General features: G+C 44.6%; 19 protein-coding genes. 15 read left to right on the plus strand and 4 right to left on the minus strand.

Going from position 1 to position 20,843, the window contains the following annotated elements:
* Positions 1–161: 161 nt before the first annotated feature.
* On the minus strand, positions 162–1,736 hold the full coding sequence (locus tag NBH01_RS07235; protein ID WP_008764529.1) for an alkaline phosphatase family protein: 1,575 nt from the start codon (positions 1,734–1,736) through the stop codon (positions 162–164).
* Entirely contained in the window at positions 1,736–2,923 is a 1,188-nt protein-coding gene (lnb, locus tag NBH01_RS07240; RefSeq protein WP_055216964.1) for a lipoprotein N-acyltransferase Lnb, read from the minus strand. The genes NBH01_RS07235 and lnb overlap by 1 nt, the downstream gene beginning before the upstream one ends.
* A 463-nt stretch (positions 2,924–3,386) precedes the next feature.
* Between lnb and NBH01_RS07245 the strand changes: the two genes are divergently transcribed.
* From NBH01_RS07245 to NBH01_RS07315, 15 genes are all read left to right on the plus strand, one after another.
* The gene (locus NBH01_RS07245) at positions 3,387–4,118 is read left to right on the plus strand and encodes a type III pantothenate kinase (RefSeq protein ID WP_008760036.1); all 732 of its coding nucleotides are present in this window, start codon (positions 3,387–3,389) and stop codon (positions 4,116–4,118) included.
* Entirely contained in the window at positions 4,105–5,400 is a 1,296-nt protein-coding gene (bamG, locus tag NBH01_RS07250; protein ID WP_008760037.1) for a BamG family beta-barrel-assembly machinery protein, read from the plus strand. Before NBH01_RS07245 ends, bamG begins: the two co-directional genes overlap by 14 nt.
* A gap of 57 nt (positions 5,401–5,457) precedes the next feature.
* The gene (locus NBH01_RS07255; protein ID WP_090613393.1) at positions 5,458–6,783 is read left to right on the plus strand and encodes a hypothetical protein; all 1,326 of its coding nucleotides are present in this window, start codon (positions 5,458–5,460) and stop codon (positions 6,781–6,783) included.
* Positions 6,784–6,788: 5 nt separating this feature from the next.
* Positions 6,789–7,442: an LPS export ABC transporter periplasmic protein LptC gene (gene lptC / locus NBH01_RS07260; protein ID WP_008764532.1), complete on the plus strand. Its 654-nt coding sequence runs from the start codon at positions 6,789–6,791 to the stop codon at positions 7,440–7,442.
* A 3-nt stretch (positions 7,443–7,445) separates the two neighbouring features.
* Positions 7,446–8,702 (plus strand): hemolysin family protein, encoded by a 1,257-nt coding sequence (locus NBH01_RS07265; RefSeq protein WP_008760040.1) that lies wholly within the window; start codon positions 7,446–7,448, stop codon positions 8,700–8,702.
* 119 nt (positions 8,703–8,821) lie between these two features.
* Positions 8,822–10,960: a peptidylprolyl isomerase gene (locus NBH01_RS07270; protein ID WP_195380960.1), complete on the plus strand. Its 2,139-nt coding sequence runs from the start codon at positions 8,822–8,824 to the stop codon at positions 10,958–10,960.
* Positions 10,961–11,101: 141 nt separating this feature from the next.
* Complete coding sequence (gene rlmN / locus NBH01_RS07275) at positions 11,102–12,136, plus strand: dual-specificity RNA methyltransferase RlmN (RefSeq protein WP_032813593.1); 1,035 nt, start codon at positions 11,102–11,104, stop codon at positions 12,134–12,136.
* 17 nt (positions 12,137–12,153) lie between these two features.
* Positions 12,154–13,191 (plus strand): DUF4837 family protein, encoded by a 1,038-nt coding sequence (locus NBH01_RS07280; RefSeq protein ID WP_074856424.1) that lies wholly within the window; start codon positions 12,154–12,156, stop codon positions 13,189–13,191.
* 4 nt (positions 13,192–13,195) lie between these two features.
* Positions 13,196–14,290 carry a 4-hydroxythreonine-4-phosphate dehydrogenase PdxA gene (gene pdxA / locus NBH01_RS07285; protein WP_151209607.1) on the plus strand — a complete coding sequence of 365 codons (1,095 nt, stop codon included), beginning with the start codon at positions 13,196–13,198 and terminating at the stop codon, positions 14,288–14,290.
* A gap of 130 nt (positions 14,291–14,420) precedes the next feature.
* Positions 14,421–15,662, plus strand: coding sequence for a sigma-54 interaction domain-containing protein (locus tag NBH01_RS07290; protein ID WP_008760045.1), 1,242 nt, complete (start codon positions 14,421–14,423; stop codon positions 15,660–15,662).
* Positions 15,649–16,176 carry an LPS assembly lipoprotein LptE gene (lptE, locus tag NBH01_RS07295; RefSeq protein WP_008764536.1) on the plus strand — a complete coding sequence of 176 codons (528 nt, stop codon included), beginning with the start codon at positions 15,649–15,651 and terminating at the stop codon, positions 16,174–16,176. Before NBH01_RS07290 ends, lptE begins: the two co-directional genes overlap by 14 nt.
* Before the next feature lie 4 nt (positions 16,177–16,180).
* Positions 16,181–16,975 carry a DUF8458 domain-containing protein gene (locus NBH01_RS07300; RefSeq protein ID WP_008764537.1) on the plus strand — a complete coding sequence of 265 codons (795 nt, stop codon included), beginning with the start codon at positions 16,181–16,183 and terminating at the stop codon, positions 16,973–16,975.
* 6 nt (positions 16,976–16,981) lie between these two features.
* Positions 16,982–17,377: a preprotein translocase subunit SecG gene (gene secG, locus NBH01_RS07305; protein ID WP_008760047.1), complete on the plus strand. Its 396-nt coding sequence runs from the start codon at positions 16,982–16,984 to the stop codon at positions 17,375–17,377.
* Between the two features lie 290 nt (positions 17,378–17,667).
* Positions 17,668–19,056, plus strand: a complete 1,389-nt coding sequence (locus tag NBH01_RS07310; protein ID WP_008764538.1) for an MFS transporter — start codon at positions 17,668–17,670, stop codon at positions 19,054–19,056.
* A gap of 44 nt (positions 19,057–19,100) precedes the next feature.
* Positions 19,101–19,448, plus strand: a complete 348-nt coding sequence (locus NBH01_RS07315) for a PqqD family protein (RefSeq protein WP_055216975.1) — start codon at positions 19,101–19,103, stop codon at positions 19,446–19,448.
* Here the strand turns inward: NBH01_RS07315 and NBH01_RS07320 are convergent.
* Positions 19,438–19,725, minus strand: a complete 288-nt coding sequence (locus NBH01_RS07320) for a basic helix-loop-helix domain-containing protein (RefSeq protein WP_011109229.1) — start codon at positions 19,723–19,725, stop codon at positions 19,438–19,440. The genes NBH01_RS07315 and NBH01_RS07320 overlap by 11 nt on opposite strands.
* 21 nt (positions 19,726–19,746) lie before the next feature.
* Positions 19,747–20,811, minus strand: coding sequence for a DUF4831 family protein (locus NBH01_RS07325; RefSeq protein ID WP_195380961.1), 1,065 nt, complete (start codon positions 20,809–20,811; stop codon positions 19,747–19,749).
* Positions 20,812–20,843: the final 32 nt, after the last annotated feature.

The raw sequence follows: 20,843 nt of genomic DNA on the forward strand, positions 1-20,843 counted from the left end.
TATTATTTCTTGATTGTCTGCACGGTGCTTTTTCACTTTCGGAGAAAGGAAAGTAGCATAAACCTGCTACCAAGCAGTGCAGAGTGATTATAAATCCGCGCAAAGTTACATTAAAATGCTGATTTATTTATGTTTTGCGCATGGTTTTTGTGAGGAATCTTTTACCGAAGATCGGTAATAGGGGCCGAAGAAGAGGCATTGGGAGCCCGTATGCGCATGAAATGAGCCAGTGTAGGCGCAATATGGTCGATTGTTACAGGTGTCTGAATGATGGCCGGTTTCACGGAGTGACCCATGAAGATCAGCGGTGCGGGGATATAGGAATGACGTACCACCTTGTTCTCGTTGCCGTTTTCGCTGACGATAGTCCATCCCGGCAATACGTCGATCACGAGGTCGCCGGAACGCTTGCGGTGATAGCCGTTGCGTATTCTGTATATTTCCGGAGTCCATGAACCCAGGAGAAGCCGGTGGGCGGAATATGCCTCATTTACTCCGCTGAACTGCATCAGGAAGTCGGCAGACTTTTCCTGCACTTCTGTCAGGTTCAGTTGCTTTTGTTCCAGTAACTTGTGGTTCAGATAGATTTGCTGGTCGTGATAGGCTTCTACATATTTTCCTTCGCCGTAAGTGGCCATCAGAAACATGTTCAGCAAGGCCGTGCAGCGGTTGAGGTGAAACTCTCCGGTCGGTATTTTGTACAGTCCCGAATCCGTCGATTCGCTGTCCGTATATCCGGTGGAAGTGACGAAGATAAGCACATTCTGCAAGCCTACTTTCTTGTCGAGCAGGTCAAGCAGGTTGGCGATGCTGCGGTCGAGGCGTACATAAGTGTCCTGTATTTCCATGGCACACTCTTGTACGGACTTGTGCGCATAGTTGCCTGCATAATAAGTAAGTGCCAATAAGTCAGTAATGTCATCCATGCCGACCGAACCTTTGCCGATTGCTTCTTCTGCGAGGGCATTTACTTCATCGTTGACGAACGGGCTGGTGATGAAACGGCGGAACTTATTGTTGCGGTCGTCGTCAAATTTATATTTGAACACTACGTCCCGCCAATCTGGCAGGAAAGTGTACATACCACGTGGGAAAACCGGTTCCCATGTGACGCTGGAGATGCGGGAGTCGATGGCCTGACGGTCGTTATATTGGCTTGCCCACCAGGGGAATTCGCCATAATAAGTCGTTCCGCTCCATTTTCCGGTCGTGGGATTGATCCAGAACGCTCCGTTTCCTGCATGTCCGGCAGCGAAAATGGCTGCGTCGCAGAAAGGGGCGATGGCGTATACGATACCTTTGCCTTGTGTCGCTATTTTCAGTTCGTCGGCAATGGTAGAGGTTAATAATTTGGTAGGGGCGCAGGTCTGGTCGGTGTAATAACCCATGAAGGCCGCGTCGTCCGTACTGTTGACAGGGCGTAGGGTGGCTACATCCATCCATCGGTTGGAAATGATCCCGTTGACGGAAGGCGTTGATCCGCTGTAGATGGCTGCCATGGCAGAGGCACGGTCTACACCGCTGAATGTATATTCTGCATTATGGAATACTCTTCCCTCTTTCCAAAGGCGTTTGAAGCCTCTCTCGCCGTAGAGCGACGAAAAAGCTTCCAGATAGTCCGTACGCAACTGGTCAATCGTGAGTCCTACCACAAGTTTAGGGGCAGTAGGCAACGACTGAGCTTGTAGCCCGGTGAAGGTCAGTACGGTAATCAGGGAAGTTAGTAGTCCTTTCATTATTTCTTTTTAGAGGTCAATATCAAATTGCTCGCTGAACGTATCAGCAAACAGAGTGCCAAAGGTACAACAGCTAAGTCAAATCTCTGCGGAATTAGCGGAAAAAGCACCATAAAAAGTGTTAAAACGACTAAATTCAGCGTCAAATACCAGCATTTCTTTCCTTTTCGGACACAATAAATGATGTATGGAAGGAGCAGAAGCTGTCCCGGATGGAATACCAGCAATAAGAAATTGGAGCTGACAGCCGGATGTTCGGAGAATAGGGCGAGGAAGGCCAGCACACAGCCCACGATGCCTGCGGCACCGAATAAAATAAGGTCGACACCCCAGAGTCCTGTCCTTTTGCGGATGCTGTAGATAGTAGCAGCAGCGGTAAGTATAAAAAGCAGGAGGGAACATTGGAACGGGGTGGGCATCCAACCGCCTTCTTCTTCCTCGGGAAGGGCGTCTACGATCAGCTCCTTGCCGGATACGAGCGGACGCTGAACCGAATCATGGACGATTTGGGCGCCTGCGAAAGCATCCATCAGGTAAAAGGGGGCAAACATCATTTGGCGTTGCGTGATGGGGCGGTCTGCTTCGCTGCCGATGCAGAGGTCGATGCCGAAGCGGGCCCACGGATGCCCTTTGCAGTATTGATGTACGATATCGCGGAAAGATAGCGAACCGTCTTGCGGCTCTGCGGGATATATTACCTTTCCGTCAATGCTTTCTTCTATTTTATCGCGCGGGCGTGTAGCGCAGTTGTCATAAAAGAAATTATACCGGTAAACTCTGTTTTCGGGAAGATAGTTTTCTTGCAGTAGTCGGATGAGTTCCGCTTTTTCTTCTTTGCTCAGGTTGAGTGTCTGTTGCCAGACGCTGCGCCCGTCGAAGGCATATTCCGCCGCGAAACGGGCGTAGTCGGTAGCTCCTAGCTGGTAGTCTGTCTCACCGAGTGAAAAACGGAGGATGAAGTTGGGAGTATTGAAGCTGAATAGTCCATAGTTGAATACGGCATCTATTCCGTTGGCCGGATCTTCGTAGCGGATGGCTGTATGTCCGAACAGGGAGTATATTTCTTCACCGGGGGCGCAAGTCAGCAGGCTGAGGCGGATGGAGTCGTTGTCAGAAGCTATGGCTTGTCCGTTTGAAAAGATAAGCAGATAAAGAGTCAGTAATGGATATAGAATTGTCCGTTTCATCAGAAATGCCCGTTTATTATTTTGGTGGCGAATATACGAAGAATAGTTGGATTGTAGAAACGGAGGCTTCGTTTTATCCAAACAGAGGCTTTGTTTTACCCAAACAGAGGCTTTGTTTTACCCAAACAGAGGCTTCGTTTCACCCAAACAGAGGCTCTGATTAGGGTAAATAGGGCCTCTAAAAGCGTTCTTTTTTTCTTATAAAATGTGGAACGCTGAACGGAACACTTTGAAACTCTTGTAACTGATTGATATATAGGGAAATATTGTGTAAGGAAAAATAACTATGAAACGCAAAGCGGTACCATAATAAGGGATAACTAATAAATTATATATTTAAAAATATATAGTTCGATTTTGGCGTTTGGGACGATATTTGAAATGAAAAAAGAAGATAATTCCTCCTGTATGCTTCAACTTTTCTTTTTTTACTTTACCTTTGCGCCGCTAAAGACGAAAAGTATTGAACTTAATTATCGACATAGGAAATACGACAGCGAAAGTTGCCCTCTTCAATGGAAGTGAGATGGTGGAGGTGTTGACCGAATCCAATCAATCATTGGATAGCTTGGAGGCTCTTTGCTCCAAATACCGGATTGAGCGGGGGATTGTAGCTACTGTCGTCGATTTGAACGAACGGATACTTGCCGAACTGGCTGCTTTGCCGTTCCCTCTGTTATGGCTCAACCATGAGACTCCGCTGCCGGTAGGTAATCTATACGAAACTCCCGAGACATTGGGATACGACCGGATAGCTGCCGTAGTGGGTGCCAACGAGCAGTTTCCTCATAATGACATCTTGGTCATTGATGCGGGCACTTGCATCACTTATGAGTTTATTGACTCGAAAGGACAATATCATGGCGGTAATATTTCTCCCGGCATGCAGATGCGCTATAAAGCGCTTCACCAGTTTACCGGACGCTTGCCGCTGATAGACTCCAACGGGCGCAAACTGCCGATGGGAAGGGATACGGAAACTGCCATCCGTGCAGGGGTGCTGAAAGGAATGGAATATGAAATTTCAGGTTATATTGAGGCTATGAAGCATAAATATCCTGAACTTTTGGTTTTTTTAACGGGCGGAGATGACTTTTCTTTTGATAGCAGCGTAAAAAGTGCCATCTTTGCAGATAGATTTTTAGTGTTGAAAGGATTAAATAGAATTTTAAACTATAATAATGGTAGGATTTAAACACACGATTTGGGCGCTTTTGCTCATGATGGTTACCGGAACGGCAATCGCTCAAAATAATACAAACTCTCCTTACACACGATATGGCTATGGCGACTTGTCCGATCAAAGTTTCGGAAATAGCAAGGCGATGGGTGGAATTGCTTTCGGACTCAGGGATGGAGCACAGATCAATCCAACGAATCCTGCTTCCTATACGGCCATTGATTCGTTGACGTTCCTGTTCGAAGGGGGTGTCAGTTTACAGAATATGAATATTAGTGGTGGTGGCCTGAAGTTGAATGCCAAAAACGCCAGTTTCGATTATCTCGCTATGCAGTTCCGGTTGGCTCCGTGGATGGCGATGAGTGTCGGATTGTTGCCATATTCTAATGTGGGGTATACGGTGTCTGATAGTCAGACTACGGACAATGGTTTGGCATATAGCAGAAGTTTTACCGGTGACGGTGGTTTGCATCAAATGTACGTTGGTGCTGGTGTAAAAGTACTTAAGAATCTCTCTGTCGGTGTGAATGCATCTTATTTTTGGGGAGATATAACCCGTACAAGAGGAATGTTCTATCCGGGAACATCTTCTTATGATTCCTATCAGCGAAAAATGGTAACCTCGATTTCTGATTATAAATTGGATTTCGGTGCACAGTATACACAGGCTTTGAATAAAAAGAGTTCTTTGACGATTGGTGCTGTATATTCTCCTAAACATAAGTTGAATAATGATTATACGTCAATTGTAATCATGGGAGCATCTAGTTCAAGTTATGGAACTGAATATAAGGATGTACTGGATGCTACATTTGAATTACCCAATACCTTTGGAGTCGGATTTACATATAACTATGACAAGCGTTTGACAGTTGGTGCAGATTATAGCTTACAGCAATGGTCAAAAACTAATTTTGGCGTAGTAACAAGTGACGAGAATGTACGTCAGGACTTTAATGAAACTTTCACTTATTGTGATCGTACAAAAATATCAGTAGGTGCGGAATACATTCCTAATTTGATAGGACGTTCCTATTTCGCCCACATAAAATACCGTTTAGGAGCTTATTATACGACACCGTATTATAAGATTGATGGGAAAAAGGCTTCACGTGAATATGGTGTAACTGCCGGTTTCGGTCTGCCTGTTCCCCGTTCGCGTTCCATACTTAGTATCAGTGGACAATTTGTCCGTGTAAAAGGATTGGAGACGAACATGGTGAATGAAAATATCTTCCGCGTGAGTATCGGGCTTACGTTCAACGAACGTTGGTTCTTCAAGCGTAGGGTAGAGTAATAAAAGTGAGAGAGAGAGAATAGACGATATTATATAAACAACTAAAATTTAGATACAATGAAAATTAAAACGCTTGTGGCTATGTTGTTCCTTTCGGCTGGAGCAACCACTGTGGTGGCACAGGATGCGTCTAACTGTAACTCAAACAGTAGTATTTCGCATGAGGCTGTGCGTGCAGGAAATTTTAAAGATGCGTATACTCCCTGGAAAGCTGTGTTGGAAAATTGTCCCACACTCCGTTTTTACACTTTTACTGACGGATATAAAATCCTTAAAGGCTTGATGGCTCAGATTAAGGATAAGAATAATCCTGAATATCAGAAGTATTTTGATGAATTGATGAATACGCATGATTTGCGTATGAAATACACAGAAGAATTCCTTGCAAAAGGAACTAAAGTGTCTTCTGCTGACGAAGCGCTGGGTATCAAGGCTGTAGACTATATTGCTTTGGCTCCGAAAGTAGACGCTAACCAAGCCTATCAATGGTTGAGCCAGTCTGTAAATGCAGTGAAAGGCGAATCGGCAGCTGCTACGCTTTTTTATTTTCTTCAGATGTCATTGGATAAACTGAAAGCTGATCCTAATCATAAAGAACAATTTATTCAGGATTATCTGCTTGCTTCAGAATATGCTGACGCTGCTATTGCTGCAGAAACTAATGAAGCAAAAAAGAAAAACTTTATGGGTATCAAAGATAACCTCGTGGCTTTGTTCGTAAACAGTGGTACTGCTGACTGCGAATCTCTGCAGGGTATTTATGGTCCGAAAGTAGAAGCTAACCAGACAGACTTGGCTTATCTGAAAAAAGTAATCGATATCATGAAAATGATGAGATGTACAGAAAGCGAAGCTTATCTGCAAGCATCTTTCTACGCTTATAAGATAGAGCCAACAGCTGAAGCTGCTACAGGATGTGCTTATCAGGCATTCAAGAAAGGTGATATTGATGGTGCTGTGAAGTTCTTTGACGAAGCAATCCAACTGGAAACTGACAACGTGAAGAAAGCAGAAAAGGCATATGCTGCTGCAGCTGTATTGGCTTCTGCTAAGAAATTGTCTCAAGCCAGATCATACTGTCAGAAAGCAATTAGCTTCAACGAGAACTATGGTGCTCCTTATATCCTGATTGCTAACTTGTATGCAATGAGTCCTAACTGGAGTGACGAGTCTGCATTGAATAAGTGTACTTACTTCGCTGTAATTGATAAACTGCAACGTGCAAAAGCAGTTGACCCAAGTGTGGCTGAAGAAGCAAACAAGTTGATTGGTACATATTCCGGTCATACTCCACAGGCTAAAGACCTATTTATGTTAGGTTACAAACAAGGCGACCGTATCACTATCGGTGGCTGGATCGGAGAGACTACAACGATTAGATAAAATTTATGTTGCGAAAACGAAGTAACCGTTTGTTGCATAAAAGCATAAGCATAACAATTGCCTTCGGGGCAATTGTTATGCTTCTTTCATTTTCTTCCTGCGGCGGTAAGAAGAATACGCTGGGCGACGCCATCACAGAACGTGATTCATTACCGGTGATGAATACACTGGGAGTAACTACTCTTATATCCGACTCGGGAGTGACACGTTATCGGGTGAATACAGAAGAATGGACGGTGTACGACCGCAAGAAACCTTCCTATTGGGCATTTGAAAAGGGAGTTTATCTGGAACAATTTGATTCTATCTTTAATATTGAAGCCAGCATCAAGGCAGATACCGCTTATTATTATGATAAGCAGAAACTCTGGAAACTGATAGGGAATGTAGATATACAGAACCGGAAAGGGGAGCGTTTCAATACCGAGTTGCTTTATTGGAACGAGGCAACTCAAAAAGTCTATTCCGACAAGTTTATACGTATCCAGCAGCCGGATCGTGTAATTACCGGACATGGTTTTGACTCCAATCAGCAAATGACCGTTTATGTCATTCAGAATATTGAGGGCATTTTCTATGTTGACGAAAATGGGGGAACTGCTCAACCGGAAGTAAAAGCATTGCCGCCGGATTCGACGAAAAAAGATTCTGTGAAATAAACTATGAATATTTATATCTCTTTACTCATCACTATGGCTTTCTCCGCTTTCTTCTCAGGAATGGAGATCGCGTTTGTCTCAGTAGATAAGTTGCGCTTTGAAATGGAACGTAAGGGGGGAATCACATCCCGTATTCTTTCCATCTTTTTCAAGAACTCGAACGAATTTATCTCTACCATGCTGGTAGGAAACAATATAGCATTGGTTATCTATGGTATATTGATGGCACAGATCATCGGTGATAATCTGTTGGCTGGTTTTATTGATAACCACTTTCTGATGGTGTTGGCGCAGACCGTCATCTCTACTCTGATTATTTTGGTGACTGGAGAGTTTCTTCCTAAAACATTGTTTAAGATCAATCCCAATCTGGTCTTGAATGTTGCCGCTATTCCGCTTTTTATTTGTTATGTCATTTTATATCCTGTCTCGAAGTTATCTTCCGGTTTGTCTTGCCTTTTTCTTCGTATATTCGGTATGAAGGTAAATAAGGATGCTTCGGACAAGGCTTTCGGAAAAGTCGATCTGGACTACTTCGTGCAGAGTAGCATCGATAATGCTGCGAATGAAGAAGAATTGGATACGGAAGTGAAAATCTTTCAAAATGCACTTGATTTCTCAAACATAAAAATACGTGACTGTATCGTTCCGCGTACCGAAGTCGTTGCGGTTGACCTTACTACTTCGCTGGATGAACTCAAGAGTCGTTTTATAGAATCCGGGATCTCGAAGATCATCGTGTATGACGGAAATATCGATAATGTGGTCGGTTTTATCCATTCGTCGGAAATGTTTCGTGATCCGAAAGACTGGCGCGATAACGTGAAAGACGTGCCGATCGTACCCGAAACGATGTCTGCCCACAAACTGATGAAGCTGTTTATGTTGCAAAAGAGGACGATTGCCGTGGTAGTGGATGAGTTTGGAGGTACATCCGGCATTGTGTCGTTGGAAGATTTGGTAGAAGAAATATTTGGTGATATAGAAGATGAACATGACAATACTTCCTATATCTGCAAGAAAATTGACGAAGATGAATATGTTTTGTCCGCCCGTCTGGAGATAGAAAAAGTCAATGAAATGTTCGGACTTGATCTGCCCGAATCGGACGACTATCTGACGGTAGGCGGATTGATACTGAACCAATATCAGAGCTTCCCGAAACTGCACGAATTGGTACGTGTCGGCCGTTATCAGTTTAAAATAATCAAGGTGACAGCGACAAAAATAGAACTTGTACGCTTAAAAGTCATGGAATAATGGCGATAACCGTGAAATTTTTAGCTAATAAATAGAAGCATATTAGCATTTTTTGTATCTTCGTGCGCTAAAATGACAATAGAAAGAAATAATAATAAACATAAATCGTATTAATCAAAATGGCAACATTACAAAACATTAGGTCGAAAGGACCTCTATTGGTGATTGTTATCGGTTTGGCGCTGTTTGCTTTCATCGCGGGTGACGCGTGGAAGGTGATGCAACCGCACCAGGCACATGACGTAGGTGAGGTGAACGGAGATGCTCTTTCCGCTCAAGAGTATCAGAATCTGGTAGAAGAATATACCGAAGTGATAAAACTCTCCCGTGGAGTGACTGCACTGAACGACGAACAGACCAATCAGGTGCGCGACGAAGTATGGCGTTCCTACGTTAATAACAAACTGGTTGAGAAAGAAGCAAAAGCATTGGGACTGACAGTTTCTGCTGCTGAAATTCAGGATATCCTGAAAGCAGGCGTGCATCCGTTGTTGCAACAGACTCCTTTCCGCAACCCGCAGACCGGTGCTTTCGATAAGGATATGCTCAATAAGTTCCTGGTAGATTACGCTAAAATGAACGAATCTCAGATGCCGGCTCAGTATGCAGAACAGTACAACAACATGTACAAATACTGGTCATTCATCCAGAAGACATTGGTTCAGAGCCGCCTGGCAGAGAAATATCAGGCATTGGTAGCAAAAGCGCTTCTCTCTAACCCGGTAGAAGCACAGGACGCTTTTGACGCAAGAGTGAATCAATATGACTTGTTGATGGCTGCCGTTCCTTATTCTTCTATAGTAGATTCTACAATCGTTGTGAAAGAATCGGAACTGAAAGACCTTTATAACAAGAAAAAAGAACAGTTCAAGCAATATCAGGAAAGCCGTGATATCAAGTACATTGATGTTCAGGTGACTGCAAGTGCGGAAGACAGAGCTGCTATCCAGCAGGAAGTAGACGAAGCTACTGCACAGCTGGCTACTACAACAGATGACTATACTTCTTTTATCCGTTCTGTAGGCTCGGAAGCTCCTTATGTAGACTTGTTCTATAATAAAACAGCTTTCCCGTCAGATGTAGTTGCCCGTCTGGACTCTGCATCCGTTGGTTCTGTTTATGGTCCGTACTATAATGGTGCCGACAATACTATCAATTCATTCAAAGTGGTTGCAAAAACAGCTGCTGCCGACTCAATCGAGTTCCGTCAGATTCAGGTGTTTGCAGAAGACGCTTTGAAGACAAAAGCCTTGGCGGACAGTATCTATACTGCTATCAAAGGCGGTGCTAACTTCGCAGATCTGGCTAAGAAATACGGTCAGACGGGTGAGACTAACTGGATGAGCTCTGCACAGTATGAAGGCGCACAGATCGATGGTGACAACCTGAAGTTTATCTCTGCTATCAATAATACAGGCGTGAACGAAGTAGTAAACCTGCCGTTGGGACAAGCTAATGTAATCCTGCAAGTGACTAACAAGAAAGCTGTGAAGGATAAATATAAAGTAGCTGTTGTGAAACGTGAAGTTGAATTCAGCAAAGAAACTTATAACCGTGCTTACAATGATTTCAGCCAGTTCATCGCTGCCAATCCTACTGCAGAAAAGATGATCGCCAACGCTGAAGAAGCCGGATACAAACTGCTTGACAGAAGAGACTTGTATAGCTCAGAACACACTATCGGTGGTGTAAGAGGTACTAAAGAAGCATTGAGATGGGCATTTGCCGCTAAACCGGGTGATGTTTCCGGTTTGTATGAATGTGGCGAAAGCGACCATATGGTTGCAGTAGCTCTGGTTGGTGTTACTCCGGAAGGATATCGTCCGCTGAAAGCTGTACAGGATCAGTTGAGAGCTGAAATTGTTAAAGATAAGAAAGCCGAAAAGATCATGGCTGATATGAAGGCTGCCAATGCAACTTCTCTCGACCAGTACAAGGCTATGTCCGGCGCAGTCAGCGATTCTTTGAAGCTGGTTACATTTGCCGCTCCCGCTTATGTTTCTGCATTGCGCAGCAGCGAACCGTTGGTAGGTGCTTATGCTTCTGTGGCTGAAATGAATAAACTGAGCGCTCCGATCAAAGGTAATGCCGGTGTATTTGTGCTTCAGATGTATGGCAAAGACAAACTGAGCGATACTTTCAACGCTAAAGATGAAGAAGCTACATTGGCTAACATGCACGCACGCTTCGCAAGCCGTCTGATGAACGACCTGTATCTGAAAGGAAAAGTGAAGGATACACGTTACCTGTTCTTCTAAGATTAGTCGTAAAAACGATAACTGCAAAAGGTCGTTCCATGCTTTGGAACGACCTTTTTTGCTAACTTTTACATCCTTGCTATACGGAAATCGACTTTATTTCCTTACATTTGCAAATATAAACCATGAACAGAAAGAATGATGTCTAAATATCCCCTCTTAGGAATGACGCTTATAGAGCTGCAGTCACTGGTGAAACGTCTGGGAATGCCGGGCTTTGCAGCCAAACAGATTGCATCCTGGCTTTATGATAAGAAGGTGACTTCGATTGATGAAATGACTAACTTGTCGTTGAAATACCGGGAGTTACTGAAGCAGAACTATGAGGTAGGAGCTGAAGCTCCGGTGGAGGAAATGCGCTCTGTAGACGGTACGGTGAAATACCTGTACCCTGTGGGCGAGAATCATTTTGTGGAGTCGGTGTATATTCCGGATGATGAACGGGCGACTTTATGCATCTCTTCGCAGGTAGGCTGCAAAATGAACTGCAAGTTCTGTATGACCGGGAAACAAGGCTACTCTGCCAACCTGACCGCCCATCAGATTATCAATCAGATTCACTCCTTGCCGGAACGGGACAAACTGACGAATGTCGTCATGATGGGAATGGGCGAACCGCTCGATAATCTGGAAGAGGTGTTGAAGGCATTGGACATACTGACTGGGTCCTATGGTTATGCATGGAGTCCGAAGCGGATTACCGTTTCAACTGTCGGATTGCGGAAAGGATTGCGGCGCTTTATCGAAGAAAGCGACTGTCACCTTGCCATCAGCCTGCATTCTCCGGTGACCGCCCAGCGTGCGGAACTGATGCCGGCGGAGAAAGCCTTTTCTATCACGGAAATGGTGGAACTGTTAAAAAACTATGATTTTAGCAAACAGCGTCGACTTTCGTTTGAGTATATTGTTTTTAAGGGGCTTAATGATTCGCAAGTTTATGCCAAGGAGTTACTCAAACTGCTTCGCGGACTGGATTGCCGGATTAACCTGATCCGTTTCCATTCTATTCCGGGAGTAGCCCTTGAAGGAGCCGATATGGATACGATGACCCGTTTCCGTGACTATCTGACCACGCACGGGCTTTTCACTACCATTCGTGCTTCGCGGGGAGAGGATATTTTTGCGGCATGCGGTATGCTGTCGACTGCGAAACAGGAGGAAAATAATAAAAGTTAATATAAAAATCGAACATCATGAAAAAGTACTTTTTTTATTTAAGCATGGCTCTGGTAGCCTTCGTAGTTGCTTCTTGTGGATTAAAGGGGAATCATACCTCTAGTGGTCGTCCGTATGAACTGCTGGTTGTAGTAGATGCGGGAGTGTGGGACCGTGCCGCCGGAAGGGCCTTGCATGATGTGCTTGATTCTGACATGCCGGGACTGCCCCAGTCGGAACCTTCTTTCCGGATTATGTATACTTCACCGAAGGACTATGATTCTACGCTGAAGTTGATCCGTAATATTGTGATAGTAGATATAAAAGATATTTATACCAAAGGTACTTTCAAGTATGCGAAAGACGTTTATGCTTCTCCACAGATGATACTGACCATTCAGGCTCCGAACGAAGAAGTGTTTGAGAAGTTTGTGGAAGAAAACAAGCAGACGATTATCGACTTCTTCACTCGCGCTGAAATGAACCGTCAGATTACTTTGCTGGAGGAAAAGCACAACAACTTTATCTCAAATAAGGTAGATAGTCTGTTTGGCTGCGATATCTGGATACCTTCCGAACTGAATAACTCCAAGACAGGAGAGGACTTCTTCTGGGCATCTACCAATACAGGCAGCGCGGATCGCAATTTCGTGATGTATTCTTATCCTTATACTGACAAGGATACATTCACCAAAGAATACTTTGTTCATAAGCGCGATTCCGTGATGAAAGCCAATATCCCCGGATATAAAGAAGGCGTATATATGTCGACAGACTCGTTACTGACCGATGTTCGTCCGATCAACGTGCACAATGACTACACGATGGAAGCTCGTGGATTGTGGCGCATGAAGGGTGACTTCATGGGTGGGCCGTTCGTTTCCCATACTCGTCTGGATCAGAAGAACCAACGTATTATTACAGCAGAAATATTTGTATATTCACCCGATAAAATGAAACGCAATCTGGTTCGCCAGATGGAAGCATCTCTTTATACGCTGAAACTTCCGCAAGAAGGTCAGCAGAGCCAGATTCCACTGGGGGTAACCAAAGAAGCGGAACCAACTAATAAATAAAAACATGGAAGAAAACAAAATAAGAATCGGCATTACCCAAGGAGATATCAACGGGGTAGGTTATGAAGTGATCTTGAAGACATTCTCAGACCCTACCATGCTTGAGCTATGTACTCCGATTATCTACGGTTCACCTAAAGTAGCGGCTTACCATCGTAAAGCACTGGATGTACAGGCTAATTTCAGCATTGTCAACACAGCTTCCGAAGCCGGATACAACCGTCTGAGTGTAGTGAACTGTACGGATGACGAAGTGAAAGTGGAATTCTCCAAACCCGATCCCGAAGCAGGTAAGGCTGCATTGGGTGCTTTAGAACGTGCCATAGAAGAGTATCGTGAGGGGCTGATCGACGTCATTGTGACAGCTCCGATCAACAAACATACCATTCAGTCGGAAGAGTTCTCTTTCCCCGGTCATACGGAGTATATTGAAGAACGTCTGGGCGATGGAAACAAGTCACTGATGATCCTGATGAAAAACGATTTTCGTGTGGCTTTAGTAACGACGCATATTCCGGTAAGGGAGATTGCCACAACGATCACCAAGGAACTGATTCAGGAAAAGCTGATGATTTTCCATCGTTGTCTGAAACAGGATTTCGGTATCGGTGCGCCCCGTATTGCAGTGCTTTCACTGAATCCTCATGCAGGAGACGGCGGACTGCTGGGCATGGAAGAACAGGAAATTATTATCCCTGCCATGAAAGAAATGGAAGAGAAAGGGATCATCTGTTACGGTCCTTATGCTGCGGACGGTTTTATGGGTTCGGGCAATTATACTCACTTTGACGGAATTCTTGCTATGTATCATGATCAGGGACTGGCTCCGTTCAAAGCCCTGGCTATGGAAGACGGTGTGAACTATACCGCCGGACTGCCGGTTGTACGTACCTCTCCGGCCCATGGAACAGCCTATGACATCGCCGGTAAAGGACTGGCCAGCGAAGATTCTTTCCGCCAGGCTATTTATGTCGCGATTGATGTATTCCGCAACCGCCAGCGCGAGAAAGCGGCACGGATAAACCCGTTGCGGAAGCAGTATTACGAGAAACGGGACGATAGTGATAAACTAAAACTGGATACAGTAGACGAAGATTAAGTAATAGGTATTAAGTATTAAGTATTAGCCATGCGGATGGAAGCGAGATGATCATGATGGTAATACTTAATACTTAATACTTAATACTTATTACTTAATACTTATTACCTATTACTTAATATTAAGATAGATGACCAAAGCGGAGATACAACAAGTGAAACAGCGTTTCGGTATTATTGGCAATACCGAGGCTTTATCACGTGCCATAGATGTTGCCATTCAGGTAGCGCCTACCGATTTGTCTGTGCTGATTACCGGAGAAAGTGGTGTCGGAAAAGAAAGTTTTCCACAGATCATTCATCAATATAGCCGGAGAAAGCATGGGCAGTATATTGCTGTCAACTGTGGTGCCATACCGGAAGGTACGATCGATTCCGAACTGTTCGGACACGAGAAAGGAGCATTTACCGGTGCTATTGGTGAGCGGAAAGGATATTTTGGAGAAGCTGACGGTGGAACCATCTTCCTTGATGAAGTGGGAGAGTTGCCGTTGCCTACACAGGCGCGTCTGCTCCGTGTACTTGAAAGCGGTGAATTTATCAAGGTCGGTTCATCCAAAGTGCAAAAGACGGATGTACGTATTGTGGCAGCTACCAACGTGAACCTGACACAAGCCATTGCCGAAGGACGCTTCCGGGAAGATTTGTATTATCGGTTGAACACGGTGCCTATTCAGATACCACCTTTGCGTGAGCGCGGAGATGATGTGCTGTTGTTGTTCCGTAAGTTTGCCGCAGACTTTGCCGAAAAGTACCGGATGCCGGCTATCCAGCTGACGGAAGATGCCAAGAAGATATTGCTTGCTTATCCGTGGCCGGGAAACGTCCGGCAGTTGAAGAACATCACAGAGCAGATTTCGATTATAGAAACAAACCGTGAGATAACGGCTGCGATTCTGCAGACCTATCTTCCGGCGCAGAATACCCAACGCCTTCCGGCACTGTTCGGCACACGCGAGAGCAAGAGCTTTGAGAGTGAACGCGAAATACTATATTCTGTCTTGTTCGATATGCGTCAGGAGGTGGCGGAACTGAAGAAGATGGTGCACAACATGATGGCCGAACGTGCGGGACAAGTCGGACAGATGGGGCAGGTAGTGGCTACTCCGGTAGTGACGACGACGCACCAACCATCCGTGCCGGCCATTATCCATGCTGTGCAGCAACCGTCTGTTTGTCCCAAAGAAGACGATGACGACATTCAGGACACGGAAGAGTATGTGGAAGAAACCCTTTCGCTCGATGAAGTGGAAAAAGAAATGATACGTAAAGCGCTTGAGAGGCATCATGGTAAGCGGAAAAGTGCGGCGAAGGATCTGAATATCTCCGAGCGTACCCTTTACAGAAAAATAAAAGAATATGAATTGGATTAAGAAAATAGCACGACCGCTGATACTGATTGTTTTACCGGCAGTCATCATCGCCTGTAGTGTGTCCTATAAGTTTAATGGCTCCTCTATCAATTACGATAAGGTGAAGACCATTTCGATTGCTGATTTCCCGATTAAGTCGGAGTATGTGTATGCTCCACTGGCTACCAAGTTCAATGAAGACCTGAAAGATATCTTCATCAGACAGACCCGTCTGCAACTGCTGAAACCGAACCAGAATGCGGATCTGCAGATTGACGGTGAAATTACGGGCTACAACCAGTATAACCAGGCAGTGTCTGCCGATGGTTACTCTTCGGAAACGAAGCTGACCATCACGGTCAATGTACGCTTTGTCAACAACACAAATCACGCCGAAGACTTCGAACAACAATTCTCAGCTTTCCGTACCTATGATTCCAGCCAGCTGCTGACAGCCGTACAGGATGGATTAATAGCGGAAATGAGTAAAGAGATAACCGACCAAATCTTTAATGCAACTGTAGCAAACTGGTAATTTAATGACTTCTGTTAACTTGCAACAATGGATTCAGCATCCCGAGACGCTGAATAGGGATACTTTGTACGAACTGCGCAACCAGCTCGCGAGGTATCCGTATTTTCAGTCGCTCCGGTTGTTGTATCTCAAGAACCTGTATATTCTCCACGACATTAATTTCGGTGCGGAACTGCGGAAAGCCGTTCTGTATATTGCCGACCGACGGAAACTGTTTCATCTGATCGAAGGCGAACGCTTCGCTGTCGAATCCCAGAAGAAAGGGCTGCCTCTCTCTGAAGTATTGAAAGATGAGCCTACCGTCGACCGGACACTGGCTCTGATCGATGCTTTCCTTTCGACGGCTCCCGAAGAAGTAACCAGTCAGACAAGCTTTGATTACTCCATGGACTATACGGCATACCTTCTCGAAGAGACACCTGTCGTCGATGAGCCGGCAGAGGCAATGCCCAAGTTGAAAGGACACGAGCTGATTGACAACTTTATCGAAAAAAGCGAGACTGATCCAGTCGTATACCTGAAACCTTTGAAGGAAGAAGAGAAAGCAAAGGCAGCTTCTTCCGCTGAAACAAACGAAACGGGCAGAACAGACGAAACAACTGAAACCAACACCGTAGAAGAGGAAGATGACAGCTGTTTCACAGAAACTTTGGCCAAAATCTACGTAAAACAGCAACGATATTCGAAAGCTCTTGAAATAATTAAAAAATTAAGCTTGAAATATCCAAAAAAAAATGCTTACTTTGCAGACCAAATCAGATTTTTGGAGAAATTGATTATTAACGCTAATTCAAAATAACTAAAAATGTACTTATTATTCATTATCTTAATGGTGATTGCAGCCTTGCTGATGTGCTTCATCGTGCTGATTCAGAATTCAAAAGGAGGCGGACTTGCTTCTGGTTTTTCTTCATCAAACGCTATCATGGGCGTGCGCAAGACTACAGATTTTCTGGAAAAAGCAACTTGGGGTCTGGCTATCTTCATGGTTGTGATGAGCGTTGCTACTGCTTACGTTGTTCCTTCTTCTTCTGCAGCTAAAGATGTATTGTTGGAACAAGCACAGAAAGAACAACAAACCAATCCGTATAATATGCCTACCGGTACTGCTGCTCCTCAGACAGACGCTACTGCTCCTGCAGAGTCTGCACCAGCAACAGAAGCTCCGGCTACTGAAACTCCTGCTCCTGCAGCAGAATAATTCAGTGACAGGATATTCGGTTTAAACTTATTGAGTGAACGGGCTTTTTGACCCGTTCTCTTCATTATAGGCGCGAATTACGCGAATTACAAGAGATTCTAATAGAATTGTGTAATACGTGTGGTTCGCGCCTATCTTTATTATTGGGTCCGGTCTGCTCTTCTTCATACAGGAATATCCGGTCAGATGTCCTTTTTCTTATAAAATGTTCTCCTTTTTTAGTAAAACAAATGATAATTAGTTAACTTTGTTGCCCGTTACGAGATTATTAACTCCTTTTAAATATTACAATGACAGAACAATTGAAACAAAAGCTGAATGACTCCGCAGTGCTGCGTTGGAGTGTTCTAGCATTAGTCGCTTTTACCATGTTGTGCGGCTACTTCCTCACAGACGTTATGTCTCCTCTGAAACCCATGCTTGAAAAAGAACTTCTCTGGGACAGTTTAGATTACGGTTTTTTCACCAGTGCTTATGGCTGGTTTAATGTATTCCTGCTGATGCTCATCTTTGGTGGTATCATTCTGGATAAGATGGGAGTACGCTTCACCGGAATGGGTGCCTGTTTATTGATGGTGTTTGGTTGTGGATTGAAATATTATGCTATTACTACTACTTTCCCGGAAGGTGCGATGCTTTTCGGATTCAAGATGCAAGTCACATTGGCTGCATTGGGCTATGCTATTTTCGGTGTAGGAGTCGAAATTGCGGGTATCACCGTTTCGAAGATTATCGTGAAGTGGTTTAAAGGCAAAGAGATGGCTCTCGCTATGGGACTGGAAATGGCGACCGCGCGTATTGGAACAACTTTGGCCATGGTGCTTACCGTTCCTTTGGCAGACTTCTTCGGGTCTACGGATGAGAGCGGCGTATTCCATACCAATATTCCCGCTCCGATTCTGTTCTGTCTCGTCATGCTGTGCGTAGGTACCATCGCATTCTTCATCTATACTTTCTATGATAAGAAACTGGATGCTTCACTGGATGCGGAAGGACTGGAACCGGAAGAACCTTTCCGCATGAAAGACATCGTATATATCATTACCAACAAAGGATTCTGGCTGATCGCATTACTGTGCGTATTGTTCTATTCGGCTGTATTCCCCTTCATCAAGTATGCGGCTGATTTGATGGTACAGAAGTACAATGTAGATCCGAAACTTGCGGGAACGATTCCCGGATTGCTGCCGATTGGCGCGATCATCCTGACACCGTTGTTCGGGTCATTGTATGACCGTATCGGTAAGGGAGCCACGCTGATGGTGATCGGGTCGGTGATGCTGATTTTCGTACACACTATGTTCGCTCTTCCTATTCTGAATATCTGGTGGTTTGCAACGGTGATCATGATTATTCTGGGATTTGCTTTCTCATTGGTTCCTTCGGCAATGTGGCCTTCGGTTCCGAAGATTATTCCGGAGAAACAGTTGGGAACGGCTTATGCGTTGATCTTTTGGGTACAGAACTGGGGATTGATGGGCGTGCCTTTGCTGATTGGATGGGTGTTGAATTCTTATTGCAAAGGTCCGGTTGTAGATGGTGCACAGACTTATGATTATACCTTGCCGATGGCTATTTTTGCTATGTTCGGTGTACTTGCCCTGATTGTTGCCTTGATGCTGAAAGCAGAAAACAAGAAGAAAGGCTACGGACTGGAAGAAGCAAATATTCAGAAATAATCACAGTATATATTCTATCTGAAAAGATATAAAAGAGAAAAGATATGGCTACGAAAGAGAAAATAAACCTCCTGGAGGTGATCCCTTGTCGTAACGAACATATTAAAGCTGAACAGGAAGGGGAGACTATTGTGCTCTCCTTCCCTCGTTTTAAACGTTCGTGGATGAGTCGTTATTTATTGCCGAAAGGAATGTCCAAAGATATTCATGTGCGTCTGGAAGAACACGGTACGGCTGTATGGAACCTGATAGACGGGCAGCGGACGGTTCGTGAGATTATAGAAAAACTCGCAGACCACTTTCAGCATGAAGCAGGCTACGAGTCTCGTGTATCTACCTATCTTTCCCAATTACAGAAAGACGGATTTATTAAATGGATAATTATCCATTAAAAAAGATTGCCCACAGGAGGACAGCGCATCCTATCAGTACGCCCATAATGATGAGCGTTCCCCATACGAAATAGCTGTTATCTTTTTCTTTTTTCTTTTCCGAATCCTTGATGATGCGTTCCATCTCTTCCGGAGTCGTATCCGGCAGAAGATAAGGGTCGTTGTTTCTTCTAAGTCGCCCTAACTTGTCATTTCTCCGTTCACGGCGTAAGCGGGAGGCTTCTTTGCCGTCTTTCAGCCGACGTATCATGTCGAGCATATGTCCTTCGCCACCCATCGTTTTGTTTTTTTAGAGGTTTTATTTGCCTTCTTCTCTATCTACTTTCAGTAGTCCACCGGTCACCGGATCAAAGTAAACTTTGATGGTCGAGTTCTTGTTGAATAATACCGGAGCAAGGTATTCTATGATACCGAACTGAGTAACAGGTATTTCTCCTTCATACAATTTCTTTTTGCCGTCCGTCAGCGTCACCATTGCCTGTCCCGGTACGTTATAAGCAATTCCATCCATCTCTTTCTTCTTTTTCCCGTCCTCTTGCGGAATCTTCACCGTTTTCAGGTCTTTCAGACTGATGTAGAATGGAGTGCCTGCCAAATCGTTGTTGGCAACTACACCCAGCTTCTTTGAAAAGCGGAAAGCTACCTCATTCTCGAATTCTTTATCCGGAGTGAGGCGGACAGTAAATGTCTTTTCTTCTTTATCGCGGACTCCCGAAAACATCTCGGTCATGGCCTCTTCCTGAAGATTCAGGTTGTCGAGCATGATTTTGAGCTGTGCGCCGTCCGACGGCATATTATCTGCTTGTCCGCGCAATAATGCGTTTTTACTTTCGCGGATATTATAGATTTCCTTTGCTACCAGTTCGGCCATCTTGGCGGTAGAACTTGCCATCAGAATTTCTTCTGTGAGGAAGTCGCGGGGATTGGCTTTTCGTTGGGGAGCAACGGCATTGTTTGCTGCATTCTTTGCATTGTTGCTGCTGTAGGGGACGTTGATTGATTTGATAAGACCCTCTTCAGTCAGTTCCATAAGAGGAGCTACGGTTTTGTCTTTCAGTTTGACGAAATAAGTGGCTTCGCTGTTTGGTACACCTACAGGTTTCACCTTGACGCTGTTCAATTCCCAGTATTCTTCGGGTTCGGCAGAGACGTTGGTCAGTCTCAGGTAGCGGTCGGCGTATTTGCTGAATTCACCCGGCTTATAGTTGACTTTATTTGCTTTTATTTCTATTTCTATCTGGGTTTTGGGGAGGGCGTACACTACTCCGTAGTCTTTTCCTCGTGTCACTCCTGTCAGCACTTCGGTCTGCGCATAGGCGGAAGTTGCCATTAGTAGTCCTGTTGCTATGATTAACTTTTTCATATTCGGTTCTTTTTAGCTGATTTTGAAAAACA

Source organism: Bacteroides sp. B1-V-101 (assembly GCF_023656585.1).
GTDB lineage: Bacteria > Bacteroidota > Bacteroidia > Bacteroidales > Bacteroidaceae > Bacteroides > Bacteroides thetaiotaomicron.

Excerpts from the sequence above, each read along its gene's own strand:
- NBH01_RS07235 (WP_008764529.1), bottom strand. The coding sequence starts at position 1,736 with ATGAAAGGACTACTAACTTCCCTGATTACCGTACTGACCTTCACCGGG.
- secG (WP_008760047.1), top strand. The coding sequence starts at position 16,982 with ATGTACTTATTATTCATTATCTTAATGGTGATTGCAGCCTTGCTGATG.
- lptC (WP_008764532.1), top strand. The coding sequence starts at position 6,789 with ATGTTGCGAAAACGAAGTAACCGTTTGTTGCATAAAAGCATAAGCATA.
- NBH01_RS07280 (WP_074856424.1), top strand. The coding sequence starts at position 12,154 with ATGAAAAAGTACTTTTTTTATTTAAGCATGGCTCTGGTAGCCTTCGTA.
- NBH01_RS07265 (WP_008760040.1), top strand. The coding sequence starts at position 7,446 with ATGAATATTTATATCTCTTTACTCATCACTATGGCTTTCTCCGCTTTC.
- rlmN (WP_032813593.1), top strand. The coding sequence starts at position 11,102 with ATGTCTAAATATCCCCTCTTAGGAATGACGCTTATAGAGCTGCAGTCA.
- lnb (WP_055216964.1), bottom strand. The coding sequence starts at position 2,923 with ATGAAACGGACAATTCTATATCCATTACTGACTCTTTATCTGCTTATC.
- bamG (WP_008760037.1), top strand. The coding sequence starts at position 4,105 with ATGGTAGGATTTAAACACACGATTTGGGCGCTTTTGCTCATGATGGTT.
- NBH01_RS07320 (WP_011109229.1), bottom strand. The coding sequence starts at position 19,725 with ATGGGTGGCGAAGGACATATGCTCGACATGATACGTCGGCTGAAAGAC.
- NBH01_RS07315 (WP_055216975.1), top strand. The coding sequence starts at position 19,101 with ATGGCTACGAAAGAGAAAATAAACCTCCTGGAGGTGATCCCTTGTCGT.
- NBH01_RS07270 (WP_195380960.1), top strand. The coding sequence starts at position 8,822 with ATGGCAACATTACAAAACATTAGGTCGAAAGGACCTCTATTGGTGATT.
- lptE (WP_008764536.1), top strand. The coding sequence starts at position 15,649 with ATGAATTGGATTAAGAAAATAGCACGACCGCTGATACTGATTGTTTTA.
- NBH01_RS07300 (WP_008764537.1), top strand. The coding sequence starts at position 16,181 with ATGACTTCTGTTAACTTGCAACAATGGATTCAGCATCCCGAGACGCTG.
- pdxA (WP_151209607.1), top strand. The coding sequence starts at position 13,196 with ATGGAAGAAAACAAAATAAGAATCGGCATTACCCAAGGAGATATCAAC.
- NBH01_RS07310 (WP_008764538.1), top strand. The coding sequence starts at position 17,668 with ATGACAGAACAATTGAAACAAAAGCTGAATGACTCCGCAGTGCTGCGT.
- NBH01_RS07255 (WP_090613393.1), top strand. The coding sequence starts at position 5,458 with ATGAAAATTAAAACGCTTGTGGCTATGTTGTTCCTTTCGGCTGGAGCA.
- NBH01_RS07325 (WP_195380961.1), bottom strand. The coding sequence starts at position 20,811 with ATGAAAAAGTTAATCATAGCAACAGGACTACTAATGGCAACTTCCGCC.
- NBH01_RS07290 (WP_008760045.1), top strand. The coding sequence starts at position 14,421 with ATGACCAAAGCGGAGATACAACAAGTGAAACAGCGTTTCGGTATTATT.